This window comes from Timaviella obliquedivisa GSE-PSE-MK23-08B, assembly GCA_019358855.1.
Classification (GTDB): Bacteria; Cyanobacteriota; Cyanobacteriia; order Elainellales; family Elainellaceae; genus Timaviella; species Timaviella obliquedivisa.
In genome coordinates this window covers 174295-192750 of record JAHHII010000008.1, presented here as the reverse complement: position 1 = coordinate 192750, position 18456 = coordinate 174295, and the positions used below count along the sequence as shown (strand labels likewise).

Genomic DNA, 18456 nt, shown 5'->3' with positions numbered 1-18456 from the left:
TCATAGAAATTAGATTCTCAGATGGTGTCAAGTTCTTCAGGCAACGTGACTGGAATCTCTGCACCGATAAATCCAGATGCATCACGAGTCACGATCGCATTTACATGATTCACGACTCTACAGACATATTGCACTGCATCTTCAAAATCACGAAAATTCAGTGCAATGGCTTAGTTCTACTACTTCTCGATCCACTGCACAAATGTTTAGATCTGCCAGGACTTGAGCGATGGCATCTTGAGCTACTTTTGTCCCTGCTGCTCTACGAACAATGTAATAGATGTTCGTAATCGTCGTTGCTGCGATAAATCCCTCGATCTCACCCGCGTCAATACGCTCAAATAGTCTTGCTGCATTTTCTACAAATGGCTCTCGTTCTTGGAGGAAGTCAAGAACTACGTTGGTATCAACCAAAACTCGCATTACTGATACTTCTCAACGAGGTATGTAACATAATCCTCTTTCAAGTCAGAGTCAGCTACTGCTACGGGACTTTTAGCAATCCCTCTCAGCCGAGACAGGTTTCCCTTTTTTAATCCTGGGTGAGTTTTTGGCTTTAAAGACTCTAAAAGAGTTTGCACCAACTGCCAGCGATCGCTAGTTGGTAATTCTAGTGCTTGTTTTTGTAGATCTTGTAATGTCATTTGTCTTGACGTATGCGAATCTACTCTACTACCAATTGTAAGCATTCCTCTCAAGGGCTGAGCAACATAATGTTCCGGTCGATCGCCACGATCTTTCTCTTCAACGTGCGATCGCTCCACTGATGAGGCGATCGCCTCTACAAAATCAATTGCCCCAAAATACTTGTGTCAAACCCGCTTTTGCCCTTATGCTAATCAACACTGGTTTTGATACCAGTAAACAGGCTTAAGGTGAGGACGCTGGCTAGAAGTGCTACTAACACAACTAACCAGCTAACCTGACTTTCTGAGGTAGCAGAAGGCTAGGCTGTGACGATCTTATCGTTTCATCTCGCTAATGTTAAACAAGTGGTTAGGATACCACGCCTTAAGCTTTTCATCTCAACCCAACATTAGCGAGGGAAATAGTGATGACTACAGAGTTTAATGAACTGCTGCCCGTTCCGCACGGCGACAAAGCGCAGGTATGGATAGTCGGCACACGGGAGCAGGTAACGCACTTAATCAACGAGTTCTACGTTAAAAAGATTGCCAGCGATCGCGTCAGTTTCACGCCGATTATTCCCGCCCCGTTTGCCAATGGCAAATACATAAGTGTCTTGGTGAGATAAACTAAAAGCATCAGGGGCTACGTGTATCTATGCTGTAGCCCCGACAATGCGATTGCCATCGCTCAACATTTAATTGTGCTCTCTACAATGCCATTGCAATTCAACACAATGCGATCGTCAGTTCTACAATGCCATTGTGAGCCGACACAATGGCATTGTCCTTCCATGCAATACGATTGTGAACCGACACAATGCGATCGCGGGCTAACACAATGCCGTTGTCTTTTTTGCAATACGATTGTGAACCGACACAATGCGATCGTGGGCATTGCTGAGTGAATGCAATTCTAGTCAACTCATCAGTCGTATCAATTCGGCTCTTGTTGGCATGGCAGACTGCGCCCCTTTCACCGTGGTAGCTAACGCTCCGGCTGCGGCTGCCCACCGACAAGCCTCTGGTAACGATCGCCCCTCCGCTAAGGCAGCAGCTAAGCCCCCGTTAAAGGCATCCCCCGCTGCGACCGTATCGATCGCTCTCACAGCAAAAGGCGACACCCAAAACTCTTCTGCTGCCGTTGCACAAAGCGCCCCTTGTGCCCCCATTTTAATAATCACCGTTCCTATTCCTTGCTGTCGTAATCGTCTCGCTGCCAGAATTGCGGAGGCTTGATCTTGTACCGCAATGCCCGTCAGTTGCTCGGCTTCGACCTGATTAGGGGTCAAAATATCAATGGCTGCGTAGAGTTCTGCGGGTAACTGGTTTGCAGCCGGAGCCGGATCAAGGATAACAGTGATGCCTGCCTGTTTAGCAACTTGTGCCGCAGCCAGGACGATCGCCAAAGGAATTTCAAGCTGGAGCAACAGAACCTGAATTTCCAACAATGGCAAGCGATCGACATCGGATGCATCGACTTGTCCATTAGCACCCGCAACGATAATAATGTGATTTTCGCCAGAATCATCAATAGCGATCGCCGCCACACCCGATCGAGTTGTCTCATCAACCTTGATGCCCTCACAGTTCACTCCAGCCAACTGCAAACTCTCAATCAGCATTTTGCCAAACTCATCTCCGCCGACTCGTCCTCCCATGTGCACAGGCACTTCCAGCCGCGCCACTGCCACCGCCTGATTTGCACCCTTGCCACCCGGAACGGTTTCAAAGCTGTACCCAGCGATCGTTTCCCCGGCTTGAGGGAGGCGATGAGTGCGCGTCACCAGATCCATATTGAGACTACCGAACACGAGAACAGACATAAGCAAAACTAACTCACAGCACTAGGCACTATTAGATGAAGGAGCAAGCCAATGATTGCTCCACCCATGACCAACGCCGCCGAATTGACCTTAAACTTTAGCAGCAAAACCCCGCTGATGAGCGCGATCGCTCCTGTCCAAATATCTACGATGCCACTCTGCCCCAGTTGCACCGTCACCACTGCCATCAGCCCCAGCGATGCAGCATTCACGCCATCTAAAAAGCCACTCACCCAACTAGATTGACGTAATTGATCAATCCAAGGATTAATGAGCGCTACAAAAACAAATGCTGGCAGAAAAATTCCCACCGTTGCCGCGATCGCTCCTCCGTTTCCCCCCAGCAAATATCCCACAAACGTTGCGGTGGTGAAGATGGGCCCTGGTGTAATTTGCCCAATGGCGACAGCATCTAAAATTTGTTGAGACGTGAGGAGGGGCGATCGCTCGACAAATTCGCGCTGTAAAAAAGCCAGCAGCACATAGCCACTGCCGTAAAGCACCGAACCAATTTTTAGAAAAGTCAGGAAAATATTAACGCTGCTCATTGCGCCAAGGGTTGAGGGAGAAGCAATCTGTAAGAGCAGAGGAATGGGCAATCCCGCAGAAAACCAACTCGATCGCCTGTTCTTAATCAGCATCACTCCTAAACCCGCCAAGAGCAAAAGCAATATTTCTGAGTAACGCCACCAGGAAAATAGGACGACTAGAAACGTAGCGATCGCGGTTGGTCGATCTTTAATCGCAGTCTTGCCCAACTTCCATAGCGCTTGCAAAACGATCGCAATAATCACAGGTTTAACGCCATATAACAACCAGCCCACTTGCGGCAAAGATTGCGATTGCACATAAACGATCGCCAATCCCCAAACAATCAGCGTCGCAGGCAAGATAAAGCAACAACCCGAAATCAGCAGCCCCCACCATGCCCCGCGTTCGTAGCCAATATGAATTGCTACTTCAGTCGAGTTAGGGCCCGGAATGAGATTGGTGATGCCGATTAAGTCCAGGAACTTTTCGCGGCTCAGCCATTGACGGCGCTTGACCATTTCATCATCCATCATGGCGATGTGGGCAGCCGGGCCACCAAAGGCAAATATACCTAACTTGAAGAAGGCGATCGCCAGTTCCCACAACCGTTGCCGCTGTTGCAACGGCTCAAGGGATTGATAATTCTGTTGCTGCACCATGAAAAAACCCTCCTGCACAATAGCGTACAGGAGGGCAATGATTTTTCTGAGCTAAATGTAATACAACTAACCTAAGTACGCGCCCGCTGTACCGATCGCCCCGGACGAGGATCGCGGAACGCCCGAAGCACACCAGCCGCCAGAAATCGCAACGATTCCAAAGGCTTATCGACTTCTACCCGTTGCTGCGAGTACCACTGCTCCACATCCGAGTAAATCACCAACACCAGCGCATCAGACTGTGCCTGGGTTACATTCTCAAACATTAACGACAGAGAAACTTGATCGGCGCGAGTTGGGTCAAGCCGCGTGATTCTTCCATTTACAATAGCGCGCGTGTCAGAGTCACCCATTACCTCGACTTGCACCATTTCTGGCAGGCTATGGTTGCTGCTCTCCAACACAATGTGAGCACCATTCTCGCTAATGTTCACCGTCTTGCCGTGCCAAGTGGTCGTAGCATCACTCACAACCACATCAAGCTGCCGACCTAAACGGTGGGCTTGGCGAAGTTGGGGCTGCTCAAATGCAACCAACAGTGCGCCGCTGAGAAAAATTAGGTTAAAGATTGCCCAAAGACCGTTAATCACAACTGCCTCAGTCACTTCGGGGCGAAGCAGCAGCCAGAAGGGAACAGCGATTAAAGAAATAATCAACAGAATCGTCAAAATCAGAGAAATGCGAGTCGGGCCCCAGTCAAAGCTGCGGCGCGTGATAGAGCGCAAATCCTTATCGGTCACATCGAACTTGCCCAGCTTAGGATTAATCAACGCCAACACCGTAACAATCCCGTTTTGAAACGCCATTGCATACTCAAAAATCTCGTTCCAAAAAGAGAAGCGGGCGTTCTTATTGGTGATGTAGTTAGCGTTCATTCCCAAAATAATGTGGGGCACCGCATACGCCAAAGTTTCAATCCCCAACCCTCGAACAATGTTGATATTAAACAACAGGAATAAGACCGGAGCAACAGCGTACATAATCCGGGGAAACCCAAAGAAAAAGTGAGAAGAGGCTGAAAAATAACAGAGCCTTTGCGGGGTAGACAGCTTCAACTTTTGGTTAAATAAAGGATTCTCCATCCGCAGAATCTGCGCCATCCCCCGTGCCCAACGGGCTTGCTGCTTCACGTAGGAGGGATAGGTTTCGGGTGCTAAACCTGCCACCATAATTTTGTCGTAGTATACCGATTCATAGCCTTTACCGTGCAAACGCAGCGAGGTATGACAATCTTCAGTCACCGTTCCCGTTGCGATACCACCGACATCCAAGACATAGTCCCGACGAATCACAGCCGCCGATCCACAGAAGAACGCAGCGTTCCAGAAGTCGTTCCCTTTTTGAATCACTTTATAGAACAACTCGTTGGTCACAGGCACCCGTCCACGCGTTAACAAATTCCGTTCAAAAGGATCAGGGTTGTAGAACCAGTGGGGCGTTTGCACCATGGCGACTTTAGGCTTGTAGAAGAAGCCGACGGTTTCTTGCAGAAATTGATGGGTGGGAATGTGGTCACAATCTAGGATGAGGATTAAATCTCCGCTGGTGCGGGTGAGGGCGGCGTTAATGTTGCCAGCCTTGGCGTGTTCATTGTTGTCACGGGTAAGCAAAGTACAGCCTAATTCAGCGCACATCTGACGGAGTTGTTCCCGCCGATCGCGGTATTTTGGATCGCGTCCATCATCAAGAATATAAACTTCCTTTTTATCTTCGGGGTAATCGATCGCCAAAGAAGCCAGCACCGTTTTCCGCACGATCGCTACATCTTCGTTATAAGTCGGGATGTAAACATCAACGCTAAAAAGCTGGTCGCCAGGAACAGTAGATAAGTCTAAGGCATGGCGATCGCGCAGTCTCAAAGTTTGGAAATAAGAGAGCAGAAGAGTGGCGATCGCGTATAGCTCTGCGGCATACAGCAGAATGCTAAAAAAACCATTCACCCAACTATCCAACGCCAACGTGTAGTGGGTACGGTAATACAAATATCGCAGCGTTGTGACAATACTCAGCCATGCCAGAAAAACGTGCAGATATTCGCTATAACGCTTTTGCCCTTGCCGCGCCTCAATTTTGACGGCAAACCAACCTAGCACAATTAACATGCCTGCCACAAAAATCTGTTTCCAAAGATCAAGCGGCGTAATTATCAACGGCACCGAGAGCAGCAGCAACAGCATAACAATCCAGAACACTTGCCACTTTCCGGCTCTGGGAAACAACTGCTCAAACCAGTTCGGTAGATTCATAAACCCGCGAGTCAGCCAAGATTGTTGTCTACGCGGCTGCACGGGGGGAGTAATACTTGCCATATTAATTTTCCTTACTGATTCCTTACTGATCGATGCGATTGAGATAAAGCTGAGAGAAGCCATACAGAGGAAGCGCCACCAAAGCAATCCCAGCAGGCACCATGAACCAGTTGTCTTGCAAGAACAACACAACTCGCCCGACCACGCTAGTATTGGCAACGCGGCGCTGCTTGGCTTCTTGGAGGTACTGAGTGTTGTAATCATCGGGGTTTGAAGCGACAGGCGTGGGCGTATTGCTGCTAATTAACAACGTGTCGCCGCCCAGCTTTCTAAACAGTGACTCTTGCTGAAAAAGGGATTGCAACTCTTCCAGCCCTTGCTCGGTCTGTCCTGTAAAGGCAATGAGTTGGCGATCTTTGTTCCAAGGGGAAACGATCGCCTTAACCACTCCTTCGTTGTCGCTGGTGGTTTGCACTTGGCTTTGTTCCCACTGGCGAGTAAAGGCGTTGCCCAGGCTAAACCCTTCTTTTTCTTGGAACACTTCGGGCACAGTCAGGCGATCGCGGGTGCCAATGCCAACCACGTTGAGCCGATCCTTCGCTTCCTTCGGAACTTCACCGACAAATACCTGGGTTTTAACTGATTCGGCTTGGCTGACTCGCCCTAAACGCTCACTAAAAGCCAGCAGGGTTTGCACATCGCTTTCGGTTGGGTTAGTGGGAAGCGCGATCGCGGCTGTCGAGAGATCCTGAGGTTCGGTGAAGGGATAGCCGGTTCGCAGCAGCGTTAAGTCAGGAATGCGCACCACGTTATCGCGGCGCATCTCGAAGCTGGTATTGGCATGGACAGTGCCCCAAAGTTGTTGGTCGGCTTCTAAGCCACATTCGCTGCCTGCCTCCGGCTTCATCACAAAATGGACATCCATAACCGAGTCAGATTTAATCTTTTCTTCGGGCAAACGGAAGCTAAAGGTTTCCCGTTCACCCCCGTTAGAGCTCAGCCGCTTAGAGGCAACGGTCACCTGGTCAATACGGACTTCGACCGCCGAGGTGCGGCTGTCCATTTGGGGGCTGTAGCTGTAGCGCAGGGTCATGGCGCTCCCGTCGAGGAAGCGATCGTCGGGCAATGCCTTGAAGGCAATATGAACCGGAGGGGCACTGGTTCCTCGCACGGTCGTGTCTTTAATGAGTTCCCCGCTGGTATCGTAAAGAGCGCTCAACTGGAAGTTGTTTTCGACAGGCATATAGCCTGCCCAATTGCGCGGCGCGGGAGTCGGGACTTCGGTCAGAGCGTTGACCGTGAGCGCCTGCCCTGTACCTAGTTGAGCATCTTTGGCTTGAACCAAGAACTGCACTGCCTTGGCGACTCCAGCCGGAGCGTTGCCTGTTGCAACCAGGGTGGGAACGCGGCTGTCTTTAGTCAGCGCCATGATCACAATGCCCACGTCGTCAGGAATAGCGGCTTTTTTAGCATCGACAAATTTGCCGCCTTGGAGGGCAAAGGGTAAGGGCAGTTGGGCAAGCGCAGGTTGCTCAGCGGGCGTGCCAATGACAACCAGGCGATCGCCCCCTTTCACGTCGCCCAATCCTCCGACAATCTGGGTGTTTAGGAGTACCTTACCTAACCATCTGCCCAGGGAAGTCTCAAACCGAGAGGCTGCGGTCAGCCATTCAGCCGTGTAGGTCTGGGGACGAAGGTAAGTAATTTTGTTGGTTTCGAGGCTGAGGTTATCCAAAAAAGGATAGGGATAGCGGCTAAACCCCAGGGCGATCGGCTTGGGTCTAAAGTTCAAAATCACCTTAGAGTCGGGCAAAATCTCAGTCCACAGGGTCGGATCAGCCGGATTAGAGCAAGTGTCTGAGGTCTGCTGCTCTGTCAAGATAGACAGGTCGTTGCGGTCTTGCAGGAGGTTGGCAGGAATGTTGAATACAATCTCGTTGGGCTGCCCTTGACTCTTGCCTAAGGGAACGCTGCCTACACTCGTATCATTGATCCGTACCGTGATGTTAGAGCGATCGGGCAATAGGGAAGGCGAATGTTGAAGCCGGAGTTGCACCTGCGCCGATCGCACATCCCAACTCTGAGGACGCGTAAACTCGACATGTCCCTCAGGATAAACACCTTCTAGCCGAAGGCGGTTACCAACAGAGGGGTTGCGGTTGAACTCCCAAACATGCTGAATGATGGGTTCATTGGTCTTAGCAGCAACAGAAGTTGAGTTCGTTGGGGAAATGGCAGGAGCGGCTGAGCTAGGAGATGGGCTAGGGGTTGGGCTGGGAGATGCCGCTTGAGCCAAGGTGAGGGAAGCCGCCAGTTGGGGCTGATAAATTAACGGGGTGCGGGGATGGGGGAGGGCAAACTGACGCACGACTGGCGGACTCTGATCTTTGCCCCTAGCTTGGGCTTTGACCAAGGTGGGCAATAGCCCTAATCCTGTGCCCAGGCAAGTTAAACAAAAGAACCAGACTAAAGGGCGTTTATGCCAAGCTCGACGATTGCGAGAGGGAGAAGTACGGTGACGATTGAAAGGAAACATAGACAGGTGGGTTGCTAAGGGGTTGTGAAGGAATAAATCTATGGCTGGAGCCAGTTGGCTGCTACCCTGTCTGGAGGGTACAATCCAAGCCAGCCCAAGTTTTGAATGTAGTAAGCAGAGTCGTTTTCCCAAAAGCCATCTCGGAAAGCGGGCAGAAGCTTTTGGAGGCGAATCTGGTTTGCTAGAGCGGGGTTAGTAATGGCAAAAGCGGCATATAGCATGGCGTACTGTGCGATCGATTCGTAGGGCACGAGGGCTTGACCTTGGAGATCAATCTCGGCAGGAATTTTCTGTTGCGATCGCCACATTGCCTGCAACGGCTCTAGATGCTGTTGCAAATACTGCTTTGCTCGAGGTTCATCAAACCAGGCGGCATCAAGCGCCAATCGCCACCACACGCGGTAAGCATCGTAGCCATAGCGGCTGTTGAGGCGGCTGGACAAGTCGTTCGGCAAGATTTTGTAGGTACTCGTGTTTAACACCACCCAATTGCTGGGTAGACGCAAGCTAGAAAGTTGAGCCGAGTCGGCTAATAAGTCGTAGCTGCTCTCTACTAAGCTCAGCCAATCTCGCTCAGGGTCAATTTGAGCAAAAAGGCGAAAGGCGTAGGGAGCAAGGTAGGAAGGGTTCAGCAGAATTTGGTTGGGTTGAGGCTGAAAGACGGCTTTAGGGCCGGGTAGAAAGTAGTTTTTTTTATCATTTGGGTTACTTAAGGGCAACACCGATAAGCTCCACAAATCCTTCAGCTTCAGCTTTGCCAAATCGAGATAATCCGATCGCTGCCAGCGTCGCCCAGCAAAAATGAGCGCTGTGATGGCATCGCTATCGCCATCGCTAGCAAAGTTGGCATCTAGGGGCAACCATTGATTTTTTTCCAGATTGTGTCCCCACTGCCAAGCCCAAAGTCGATCGCTGCGATTTCCATCTAAACTTCGCCGCTGAAGGTTGTTTTCTCCCCAGTTCAGCACCCGTTCAAAGGTGGCGGCATCATCCATCAGCACCGATCGCAGTAAGGCATATGCCTGTGCCTCGGAGGTAGTGCGATCTGCCGATTCGCGGTCAATTACCCGTCCATCGCCTTGAATAAAGCGATCGCGGTAGGCATTCCAGCTTTGTGACAATAGCTCAGAGGTAGAAATTGGACGCACTGCCGCGCTAGCCGTTGAAAGTCTCCCTGAGGACGTTTGGATGCTATCGACACAGCTTGGCAAACTCAACAACAGCGCTGAAGCCGTAAACAACAGCATCGGGATCACCAGGGTCGAACGTTGAAAGTATCGGAGGAGCGATCGCATCATGGAAACCTTGGGTGAGAGGGCTAGTACCGTTCCCAGGGGGGTTGAAATCCTCGTTGCTGGAGGAAATCAGCCTCAATCCGCTGCTGCCGTTGCACCAGATTGGGGTCAGGAGTTGGGTCAGGAGTTGGATCAGGAGTTGGGCCAGGGGTTGTGTCGGGGCGAGAGCTAGAAGCATCTTGGCGCTGAATTTCTTCGAGTTTTCGGATGGCTTCTAAACGATTGCCCTGTGCCGCTGTAAGTTCAGCGATCGCTGTTTGAGCAATGCGATTGCTCGGCTCTAGCTGCAAGACTTCAGCATAAAGATCGGTGGCTTCACTGTACTGCCGCTGCTGAAACCGCACGCCGCCCAATGCCGCCAGAGCGTCGGTGTTGCGAGCGCTCCTTGCCAAAATGGACTCATATGCCTCGCTGGCTAAGTCTAGGTCGCCCAAACCTTGGGCAAACTCGCCTTGAATGAAGTAAGAACCCAGGTTTTCAGGATCATTCGCAATGAAATCTGCCAGTTGTGCCCTGGCATCATCGGGGTCGCGCATTGCCACAACCTGCAACAGGCGCAAGCGCACAGGCACCGACTCAGGGGTAGCCGCTAACAGGCGGTTGTAAAGCGCCTCTTTTTGAGGATCAGCCGGCAATGCCGCTACCAAGCTGTAAAGCTCTAAGGGGGTGTCGCTAGCGGGGCGAGTGGTCAGCCATTGGTTGAGGATGGCTTGTGCCTCTGCCTGAGTGATTTCTTCGGATTGGTAGGCAAGGCTGGCTCGTCCGAGGGGCTTGGCAAGGTCATCGGGATAGCGGGCAATAATTTGGTCATAAAGGGCGATCGCTTCTGGCAGTTGCCCTCTAATTCGGTAAATACCCGCTAATGCCTGGAGCGCACCGCTGCGAATTCCCCGATCGACCTTAGGGGCAGCAATAATTTCTTCGTACTTCTGGATACTGCCATCGAGATTACTCTCCCGGCGATCGATTTCGGCTAGCAACAGCAGGGTGCCATAACGATCTTGCTGCCCCTCTTGAGTGGCTTGATACTCTGTTAAAGCCGCTTTTGCCGCCGCCAAGTTGTTACCCTGAATTTGCATCTGGGCAATGCGGAACCACAGCAAAGGTTCATTGACCTGGGCATCGACAAAGGGTTGATAGAAGGGCAGCAGAGAGGGATCAGGAGAATCGAGCCGTACCAATGCCTGAGCCAGCAAGCGCTGATCGTAGGTGCTGGGGGGCAGGGGCTGAATGTAAGGCTGGATGCGGGTACGTAGCTCTGTCCGCGAAATCAAACCCATTTGCCGTTCAATGATGGCAAGGTTGACAGGCAGAATGCGATCGCCGGGCAGGCTTTCGACAAGCTGAATGTAGAGCTTGCGCGCTAGGGGTCGCTCTGATGGAATACTGCTTAAAACATCTGCCATCTCACGGGCAATGGAGTTAGTGAGGTAGAAGTTCTCGCGCCCCTGATTGTCAGGCGGAACAACATAGTCTGGTGGCAGCGGCGCTTCTAGAACTCTGTAGTAAATATCAACGACTTGCTGCTCTAGCTCAATGCTGTCCAAATCTCCATTAATTTGATGGAGCGATCGCGCCACAATCATCCGAGAGTCAAACCGACCGTCGAGCGGTGCCAGGGCGGTCATGGCTTGCTCCATCTGCTCAACCTGAGCGTAGGAAACGCTGAGGGCGGCGCGGGCGCGAATGGCAATACCGTCTAGCCTTGTGGTATTCGCCAGGGCTTGCTCAAGAATCTCAACCGATTGAACCGGGTCGCCCGTCTCCCGGAGCACAATACCGTAGGCGATCGCTGCATACTGCTCAATCGTGCCGCCTGTACTTCTGTAGCGAGTAAATAAGTCCAGCGCCTTGCGGTAGTCTCCGGCGTAAGTGTACGACTGAGCCGCTGCCAAAATAACTTCAGGTGGAGGATTGGTGGGAATGACGATATCGTAATCGGCGATCGCATTGGGCAAATTGCCCAAGTATCCGTTTAACAGCGCCCGTTGTGAGCGCGCTTCAATATTGTCAGGCTCCAGTTCAATCAGCCTCGTCAGAGCCGCAATGCCCTCAAACCGCCAATCAAACTTGTACTCACCCATCAGACCCACAGCAAACAATGCCGCTTTATTTGTAGGGTCAAGCGCTAGAACTTCGTTATACGTTCTAAATGCGGCTTCATTGTTGGTATAAGTGCCCGCCCTAAAATAAGCGTTTGCTAACGCCAGACGTGCCTCTACCGATTGAGGATATTGTTTGACTGCTGCTTCCAGCACCGGAATGGCTTGATTAATGAGCCCTTGATTAATTAGGGCATTCCCGGCTTCTACCGTAGCGGGAACCTGTGCTATGGCAGGAACTGCGCTCATCATTAGAGAGCTTAGCCCTAAGCCAAGCAGCCAGCCATCAGGTCGAGATTTTGGTTTTTGATTAGAAGCCTCTATCTTGTGGGTCATAGTTACAGCCTTCTCCTTGGAATCAAGTCAAAGTCAGTCCGAATGCGGAATCCAGCAACGCTTTCTGAAAATTCATTTAAAGCCTGGAAGGTAACGCCCACCCTAAGGTTGGGCAGAACTCGCACATCATAGAAAATCTCTATTACATCAGGGGTTTTGTCGTCTCGCAGACTGCTGTTAGAAAGCTGCCGCCCGTAGCCTAGCCCCAGGCGATCGTCAGGCACCATTAAGTCCAGAAGATTTAAACCAAAACTATAGGTATCAGCCGTATTTTCGCCTTCTAGATCCTGATTTGTATAGTGTCCGTAGCGCCCAAACAGCCCCAGCTTAATGTCGGGGAAAAAGTACTCAGCATTGATACCGTAAGCGTCCTCGCGATCGCCATCCAGTAAGCCAATTCGCCCATTGCCTCGCTCCAAACCATAAATTTCATCAAACCCAGTCCGAGTGCCGCTATCCACAGCAGAGGTGTAGGTGCCTCGAATGATGAAATTTTCTAACCGCAAACCCAGTTCGCCAGCAAATCCATCAACGGCAAAATCGCCCAGATTTGGCTCTGACGAAAAAGCGGCAACTTTCGCCTCCACATTGTCAGTAATTGTCCAGTTCAGCAAGGCACCTGGACGCGACGTAAACGTAGTTGCTTGCAATGCCGGGTTAGACTGAAAAACCGAGTTAAAAAAGTGAGTGGTTCGATCTTTGGCAAAACTGTTGCGATCGAAGTAAGAGGTAAAGTCAATTTGCCCCACGACAAACCGTAGATTTGGCAAGCTTTGGAAGGGCGCTGCTGCTACGTATAGCTCAGTGAGGTCTACGCCACCCCCTTCCAAAATGTTGAAGTCATCGTCATCAGTTAGATCAACTACGGCTCCTACCTGAATCCAATCGGCCAAAGGATAGATGCCAACTGCTCGAGCCCGAATGCTGTCCTCATCGCCCTGTAACACATATGCGCCTTGTAATCTGAGGGTTGGCGTGGTGATAGGCGCGCCCAAATCAAGACTGCGTGTAGAATCACTGGCTCCGAAAGGGTCAGTCGGAGGAGGCTGCCCCCTAGATGGCGGAGTAGGGTTTAGAGGCAGGTTCGGTGACATGGGCAAGGGCTGGCTTTGGGGTTCTCGGTTGGTCAGCCCGGGTGGTACTACAAATCGGTTATTAATTGGGGCAGGTCGAGGACGGGTTGAAGCCGATGGAGTTGCTTGAACAAGTTGCCCCTGTTCAATTTCACTCATCCAACTATTAGCCAGATTCCCGTCAAGAGAAGATGCGGTAGCTCCATGGGTCAGCGCATGTTCCAGGGAGGGTTCTAGCCTGAGGACAGACTTAGACAGTGGCGCTGACACCGCTAGTGCAGACTTGGTTTCTGCACTAACCAGTGCGAGCGTTAACCCTGCCCATAAAACCTTTGTGTGAACCGCTGTCAAGCAGTTAGGGAAAATGACCTGAGATAAATTAGGCATGGCAAAAAGTAACTTTAATCCGCAGGGAGGTGCAGGTGAACATCGGCATAAGATCCTTATAATTTGCAAAAAATAATGGACGTTACACTCTCGGCGATCGCCTGAACCGTGTTCATAAGGAATTTTCGAGACCATGGGCAGTTTAGGAACAAAAGAGAATCCATGCTCGTCCAAAGGGAAGTACGACCTTCAAGCCGAACCAAACTTTGCACAGACTTTTCCGCTGGGAATAAATCGTCAAAAACGATTACGACCTTTTAACGATTACAACCTTCTGAGGAACTCTAGTACGCCAAAATATGGAGAAATCTACTCAAAAAAACCTAAATTAAATAAACACCCTGAATTAATCTGCCGACATTAGGCGATCGACATTCGTAAAGCTCAACGGCTCTATCGTGGCAAGATAATGCTCTTCAAAAAAATTGGGTGCAAAGTCCAACTTTTATCGGCATCGTCAGGCAATCAACCTTGTCAACCTGCAAACTGTCGACCTGCAAACTGCCGACCTGCAAACTTATCAACTGCAAACTCTAAAAGGCTGATAAGATCGTCACAATCATTGCTGCCAAAGCTCTGTGGCTCCTGGTGCAACAAAAAAATTAATTGAAAATCCCCCCGACTGCCCCAAACCTGTTGGCTATACCAAGCATTCCGTAAGCCGGAGTTTAGATTAGCTTTACCTTGTTCAAATCGGCAAAGCCTCCCTTCTCTTTCAGGGAGATGTCCGCTACCTTGATACGACAATGGGTGCCTGAATCGCCCTTTTTTCATCAAAGGAACTGCTGCTAAGTGACCAAACACCGTGACAAACTTGACCGATAATCCAACTACCAAGTAGTACAACATCCTCGCCAAGATGGCTGAGGATAACAGGGAACAAATAGTGGTCATAGTTCAGGAACTTACAAAGGATGACGAAATTAAGTCGCCTAGGTTGATGCAGCCAGAAAGTTAGACAATCCAACAGGACATTTAACCCACTCTCAGATACCGAAATCAAATTCGGCTTGTCCAAACTTGTACAGAACACATCAGGCGAACCTTTCTCCGTACCTAATCCAGTAGAAATACTGATTCGGTGCTGAAGTACGTTTTGCTGCACGTGATCTAACGTATTGGAATTTATGAAAAGTTTATGCAGAGTAGCGATGCATGTCAATACGCACTAGTAATTTTTTGTCCTCAAAGCTTAGCTTTTCACTGTTTTTCGGGTGGGTTTTTAGCAATTCTCAGTCGGCGCATTTGTTGTTTTTGGATGTCGAGAATGCGATCGGGATAAGACTCAGCCAACGCTTCATGTAAAAAAAAATACATCTAACGACGAACCTACAAACCTAAATTAAAGCTTTTATGAAGCTTTAAAATTTGCTCAATTTATAGAGTGATGAAAGATCCGTAATCCTTCTGATGCTTCGAGAAAAGTACTTTGTACTGTTTGAAGTTAGAATCTTACCTATGGCGATATGGACTTCTCGTTAGATCAAATTCCTTATAATTTACGTAGCGAGTTTTGGCAGGCTAGGCTACCTTTTTTCTATTGATTTCCGTAGTGCTAATCTTTCACTCGCATGTGGGATTTATTCGGTTTTTAGAGCAAGTTTTGAGAAGGCACGCTGATTCTAAAATAATGTAAAGTTTTTAGGGTTATGTACGGAAATACTGCCATAGACATTGAAGATAATTCCTAGATATTGGCTGCGATCGCCATATTTCGTTTTTTGAAACGTCGTTATCACCCTTGTTTTGACTGCCCAAACTGGTTCATAGCCTTGTTAATACTTCAGCCATTTCCCTTAGCTTGCAGCGTTGCCCATGACAATTAGCCGTCCCCCTGCCCAATGGTCTAACTTAGAACCGTTAGAGTCACTGCCTTATCCGGTTTACTTTGTTTGCAAGGACGTGGAGCGCTGGCAAGATTTAATAGAAAGTGAGTCTCTACCAACAGATGTTTCGCCTTTGTATGAACGTTGTCTGAGCGTTAGAGATATTTGGTCAGCCCAGTCTTACATCAGTCTCAAGCGTTTAGGCTTAAATGTTTACCTTGTCCCTGATTATGTTCCTGGCAAAATTTGCATTGTGCCGTATGATGACTTGGTTTCGAGCGATCGCGCCTTCAATAGCTACGTTGTGGCTTGTCGCTACGATCGCGGTCGTCCTGAAATTTGTGAGCAGCGCCTCGTCATTAACACCCTAAATGTTATCGATAAAACTGATCACTACGTCCCCCATTGGCCCCAACCTAATTTGATTCCTCGTCATAGCGATCGGGGTACCCAAGTTGAAAACCTTGTCTTCAAAGGGATGGAGCGTAACCTTGCTGCCCCCTTCAAAACGCTTCAGTTTAAAGAGGAATTGAGCGCGATCGGGATTCAGTTTGTCGTCACTGCCGACCCTTCCGCCGACCCCACCACCCGCCTGTTTCAAGAATGGACTGATTATACCCAAGCCGATGTAGTCCTAGCCGTCCGTAATAACACCCAGCATGACCTGACTGTTAAGCCTGCCCTTAAACTAATCAACGCTTGGTTCGCAGGGTGTCCTGCCATTCTTGGCCCCGAACCCGCCTACCAGGCTATTCGCCAATCTAACCTCGACTTTATCGAGGTTCGTACCCTCAAAGAGACTATTGATGCGCTTCAACGCCTAAAAAATGACCCAGATCTTTACGCAGCAATGGTTGAAAACGGCTTCCAACGGGTCAAAGACTTTACAGCCAACCAAGTCGCTTGGCAGTGGCGGCAGATCTTGGCAGGTTCGATCGCCCAAGATTACGAACAATGGCAGCAGCAATCATTTTTACAAAAACGGCTAGGAAGACCCCTCAAATTTCTCATACGCCGCTCTCGGCACAACCGCAGCGAACGGTATCATAGGCAGAACATTCTTCAAGGCGCTAGGCTATTTGGTGAAGAATAGTGGGGTGAGATTAGTTTACGAAGGAATTAGGGAACTCTTGCTTTGTTTCTTGCATTTTGACAAGAGATCTGCACTTTTCCCAAAATCTTTAGTAAACTTTTGGTCTGGGTATAGTCTGCTTAATCAACCTCCATCGGTTAAACGTATGAAACCGCTCATCTTTCTAGCCTTAACCCTTTCTACTGGGACTTCACTTGGCGCTTTCTACTTCACCCCACCTAGCTACGCCGAAGATTTAGAAGATACCCAGCAATTAATTACCACCCAAATGTGTCAAGGCTGCGATCTGAGTGGGGCAGGACTGGTGTACGCCAACTTAGCAGGCGCTCAAATTAACCAGGCAAACCTTAGCCAAATTAATTTAACTCGGGCTAACCTCAGCGGCAGTAACCTCAGTGGCAGCAACCTCAGCGGCGCTGTTTTGTTCAATGCCAATTTAACGGGCGCAGACCTGAGTGGCGCAGACTTGAGTGGCGCAGACTTAAGAGGCGCTCGGTTGTCTGGGGCGAACTTAGAAGGGGCAAATCTAGAGGGGGCAAATTTTTTGGGTGCAGTTGGGCTGCCTTCTCAAGTAGCTACCCATGACAACCTTTATAATTTGGGGCTGGCAGAAGCCCAGCGCGGCAACTTTAGAGGCGCGATCGAAAACTACAATCAGGCGATCGCAGCAGATGGCAGCTTTGCTAATGCTTATCTAGCGCGCGGCATTTCTCGTATTCAGCTAGGCGATCAAACCGGGGCACTGCAAGATTCTAAGCAAGCGGAGCAGCTTTACACTGTCCAGGGCAACACGGCTGGAACTGAAGCATCAACCCAGTTTTCTTCAGGCATTGAAGCAATGCAAGCAGCAGCGGCTCAAGGACAACGCGGGGCACGGGGCAACTTTATGAATGTTTTGGGTGCTGTTGCAAGTTTGCTTGTTCGGTTTGCCCTGCCTTAGGGTTTGCGCCCGCCTTTAAGGCTGATGGTGCTTGTGCCAATGCCGAGCAATATCAATCCGCCGACAAGTCCAAACCTGTTCATGTTCTTGCACATAGTCTAAAAAACGGGCAAGGGCAGCAATTCGTCCAGGTTTACCGACTAAACGACAGTGCAGCCCCACGCTCATCATTTTGGGAGCCGTAGCGCCTTCGGCATAAAGCACATCGAAGGTATCACGCAAATAGGCAAAAAACTGGTCGCCACAATTAAAGCCTTGATAGGTTCCAAACCGCATGTCATTCACGTCTAAGGTGTAAGGAATAACCAAGTGAGGTTTGTTAAAGTCATGAACCCAGTAGGGCAGATCGTCGGCATAGCTATCAGAATCGTAAAGAAAGCCGCCTTCGGCTGCCACTAAGCGTCGAGTGTTGGGGCTAATGCGTCCTGTGTACCACCCTAAAGGACGTGACCCCGTGACTTGCGTATGAATGGCGATCGCCTGCTGCAAATGCTCCTGCTCCACCTCCTCACCCACATACTGATAGTCAATCCAGCGATAGCCATGACTTGCAATCTCCCAGTCTGCCTCCAGCATTGCTGCCACAGCTTCAGGATTGCGCTCTAAAGCCATGGCTACGCCGTAAACCGTCACAGGCAGCGATCGCTCTGTAAATAGCCGATGCAAGCGCCAAAAGCCTGCCCGGCTCCCGTACTCATACATCGATTCCATATTCATATTCCGCACCCCTAGGAGGGAAGTTGCCCCTACGCTTTCTGACAAAAAAGATTCCGAGGCAGCATCACCATGCAAAATACAGCTTTCTCCCCCTTCCTCGTAATTAATGACAAACTGCACTGCAATACGAGCCTGGTTTTGCCATTGAGGATGGGGCGTATTACGCCCATAACCAACTAAATTGCGGGGATAGGATGCAGCCATTTACTAGAGCTTAGGATGAGGACTCCATTATGGTAAACTCTTGCGGAGATCTGGCA

At 49.9% G+C, this 18456-nt stretch carries 14 protein-coding genes and 1 pseudogene; 3 read left to right on the top strand and 12 right to left on the bottom strand.

The features are described 5' to 3' along the window. Positions 1–17 precede the first annotated feature (17 nt). Positions 18–423, bottom strand: a pseudogene (locus KME11_15575) (PIN domain-containing protein). After that, the gene (locus tag KME11_15570) at positions 423–644 is read right to left on the bottom strand and encodes a hypothetical protein (GenBank protein ID MBW4516628.1); all 222 of its coding nucleotides are present in this window, start codon (positions 642–644) and stop codon (positions 423–425) included. Before KME11_15570 ends, KME11_15575 begins: the two are co-directional and overlap by 1 nt. A 410-nt stretch (positions 645–1054) precedes the next feature. Here KME11_15570 and KME11_15565 point away from each other — a divergent pair, with 410 nt between their 5' ends. After that, entirely contained in the window at positions 1055–1255 is a 201-nt protein-coding gene (locus KME11_15565) for a hypothetical protein (GenBank protein ID MBW4516627.1), read from the top strand. A 100-nt stretch (positions 1256–1355) separates the two neighbouring features. Here KME11_15565 and KME11_15560 read toward each other — a convergent pair whose 3' ends face one another. The 9 genes from KME11_15560 to KME11_15520 form a co-directional block, all read right to left on the bottom strand. After that, on the bottom strand, positions 1356–1550 hold the full coding sequence (locus KME11_15560) for a hypothetical protein (protein MBW4516626.1): 195 nt from the start codon (positions 1548–1550) through the stop codon (positions 1356–1358). Beyond that, complete coding sequence (gene rbsK, locus KME11_15555; GenBank protein ID MBW4516625.1) at positions 1547–2452, bottom strand: ribokinase; 906 nt, start codon at positions 2450–2452, stop codon at positions 1547–1549. The genes KME11_15560 and rbsK overlap by 4 nt, the downstream gene beginning before the upstream one ends. Positions 2453–2460: 8 nt before the next feature. Next, on the bottom strand, positions 2461–3642 hold the full coding sequence (locus KME11_15550) for a chromate transporter (protein MBW4516624.1): 1182 nt from the start codon (positions 3640–3642) through the stop codon (positions 2461–2463). A 71-nt stretch (positions 3643–3713) separates the two neighbouring features. Next, positions 3714–5951, bottom strand: coding sequence for a UDP-forming cellulose synthase catalytic subunit (bcsA, locus tag KME11_15545; GenBank protein ID MBW4516623.1), 2238 nt, complete (start codon positions 5949–5951; stop codon positions 3714–3716). 22 nt (positions 5952–5973) lie between these two features. Beyond that, the gene (locus tag KME11_15540) at positions 5974–8427 is read right to left on the bottom strand and encodes a cellulose biosynthesis cyclic di-GMP-binding regulatory protein BcsB (protein ID MBW4516622.1); all 2454 of its coding nucleotides are present in this window, start codon (positions 8425–8427) and stop codon (positions 5974–5976) included. A gap of 38 nt (positions 8428–8465) precedes the next feature. After that, complete coding sequence (locus tag KME11_15535; GenBank protein MBW4516621.1) at positions 8466–9725, bottom strand: glycosyl hydrolase; 1260 nt, start codon at positions 9723–9725, stop codon at positions 8466–8468. Between the two features lie 20 nt (positions 9726–9745). Then, entirely contained in the window at positions 9746–12160 is a 2415-nt protein-coding gene (locus KME11_15530) for a tetratricopeptide repeat protein (GenBank protein MBW4516620.1), read from the bottom strand. A gap of 2 nt (positions 12161–12162) precedes the next feature. Continuing rightward, entirely contained in the window at positions 12163–13620 is a 1458-nt protein-coding gene (locus KME11_15525; protein ID MBW4516619.1) for a carbohydrate porin, read from the bottom strand. Positions 13621–14094: 474 nt separating this feature from the next. Beyond that, positions 14095–14514, bottom strand: coding sequence for a hypothetical protein (locus tag KME11_15520; protein ID MBW4516618.1), 420 nt, complete (start codon positions 14512–14514; stop codon positions 14095–14097). Between the two features lie 921 nt (positions 14515–15435). Here KME11_15520 and KME11_15515 point away from each other — a divergent pair. Continuing rightward, positions 15436–16539: a glycosyltransferase gene (locus KME11_15515; protein MBW4516617.1), complete on the top strand. Its 1104-nt coding sequence runs from the start codon at positions 15436–15438 to the stop codon at positions 16537–16539. Between the two features lie 145 nt (positions 16540–16684). After that, positions 16685–17479 (top strand): pentapeptide repeat-containing protein, encoded by a 795-nt coding sequence (locus KME11_15510; protein ID MBW4516616.1) that lies wholly within the window; start codon positions 16685–16687, stop codon positions 17477–17479. Between the two features lie 15 nt (positions 17480–17494). Here the strand turns inward: KME11_15510 and puuE are convergent, their stop codons facing one another. After that, a complete protein-coding gene (gene puuE, locus KME11_15505) occupies positions 17495–18400 on the bottom strand; it encodes an allantoinase PuuE (GenBank protein MBW4516615.1) in 906 nt (301 codons plus the stop codon). Positions 18401–18456: the final 56 nt, after the last annotated feature.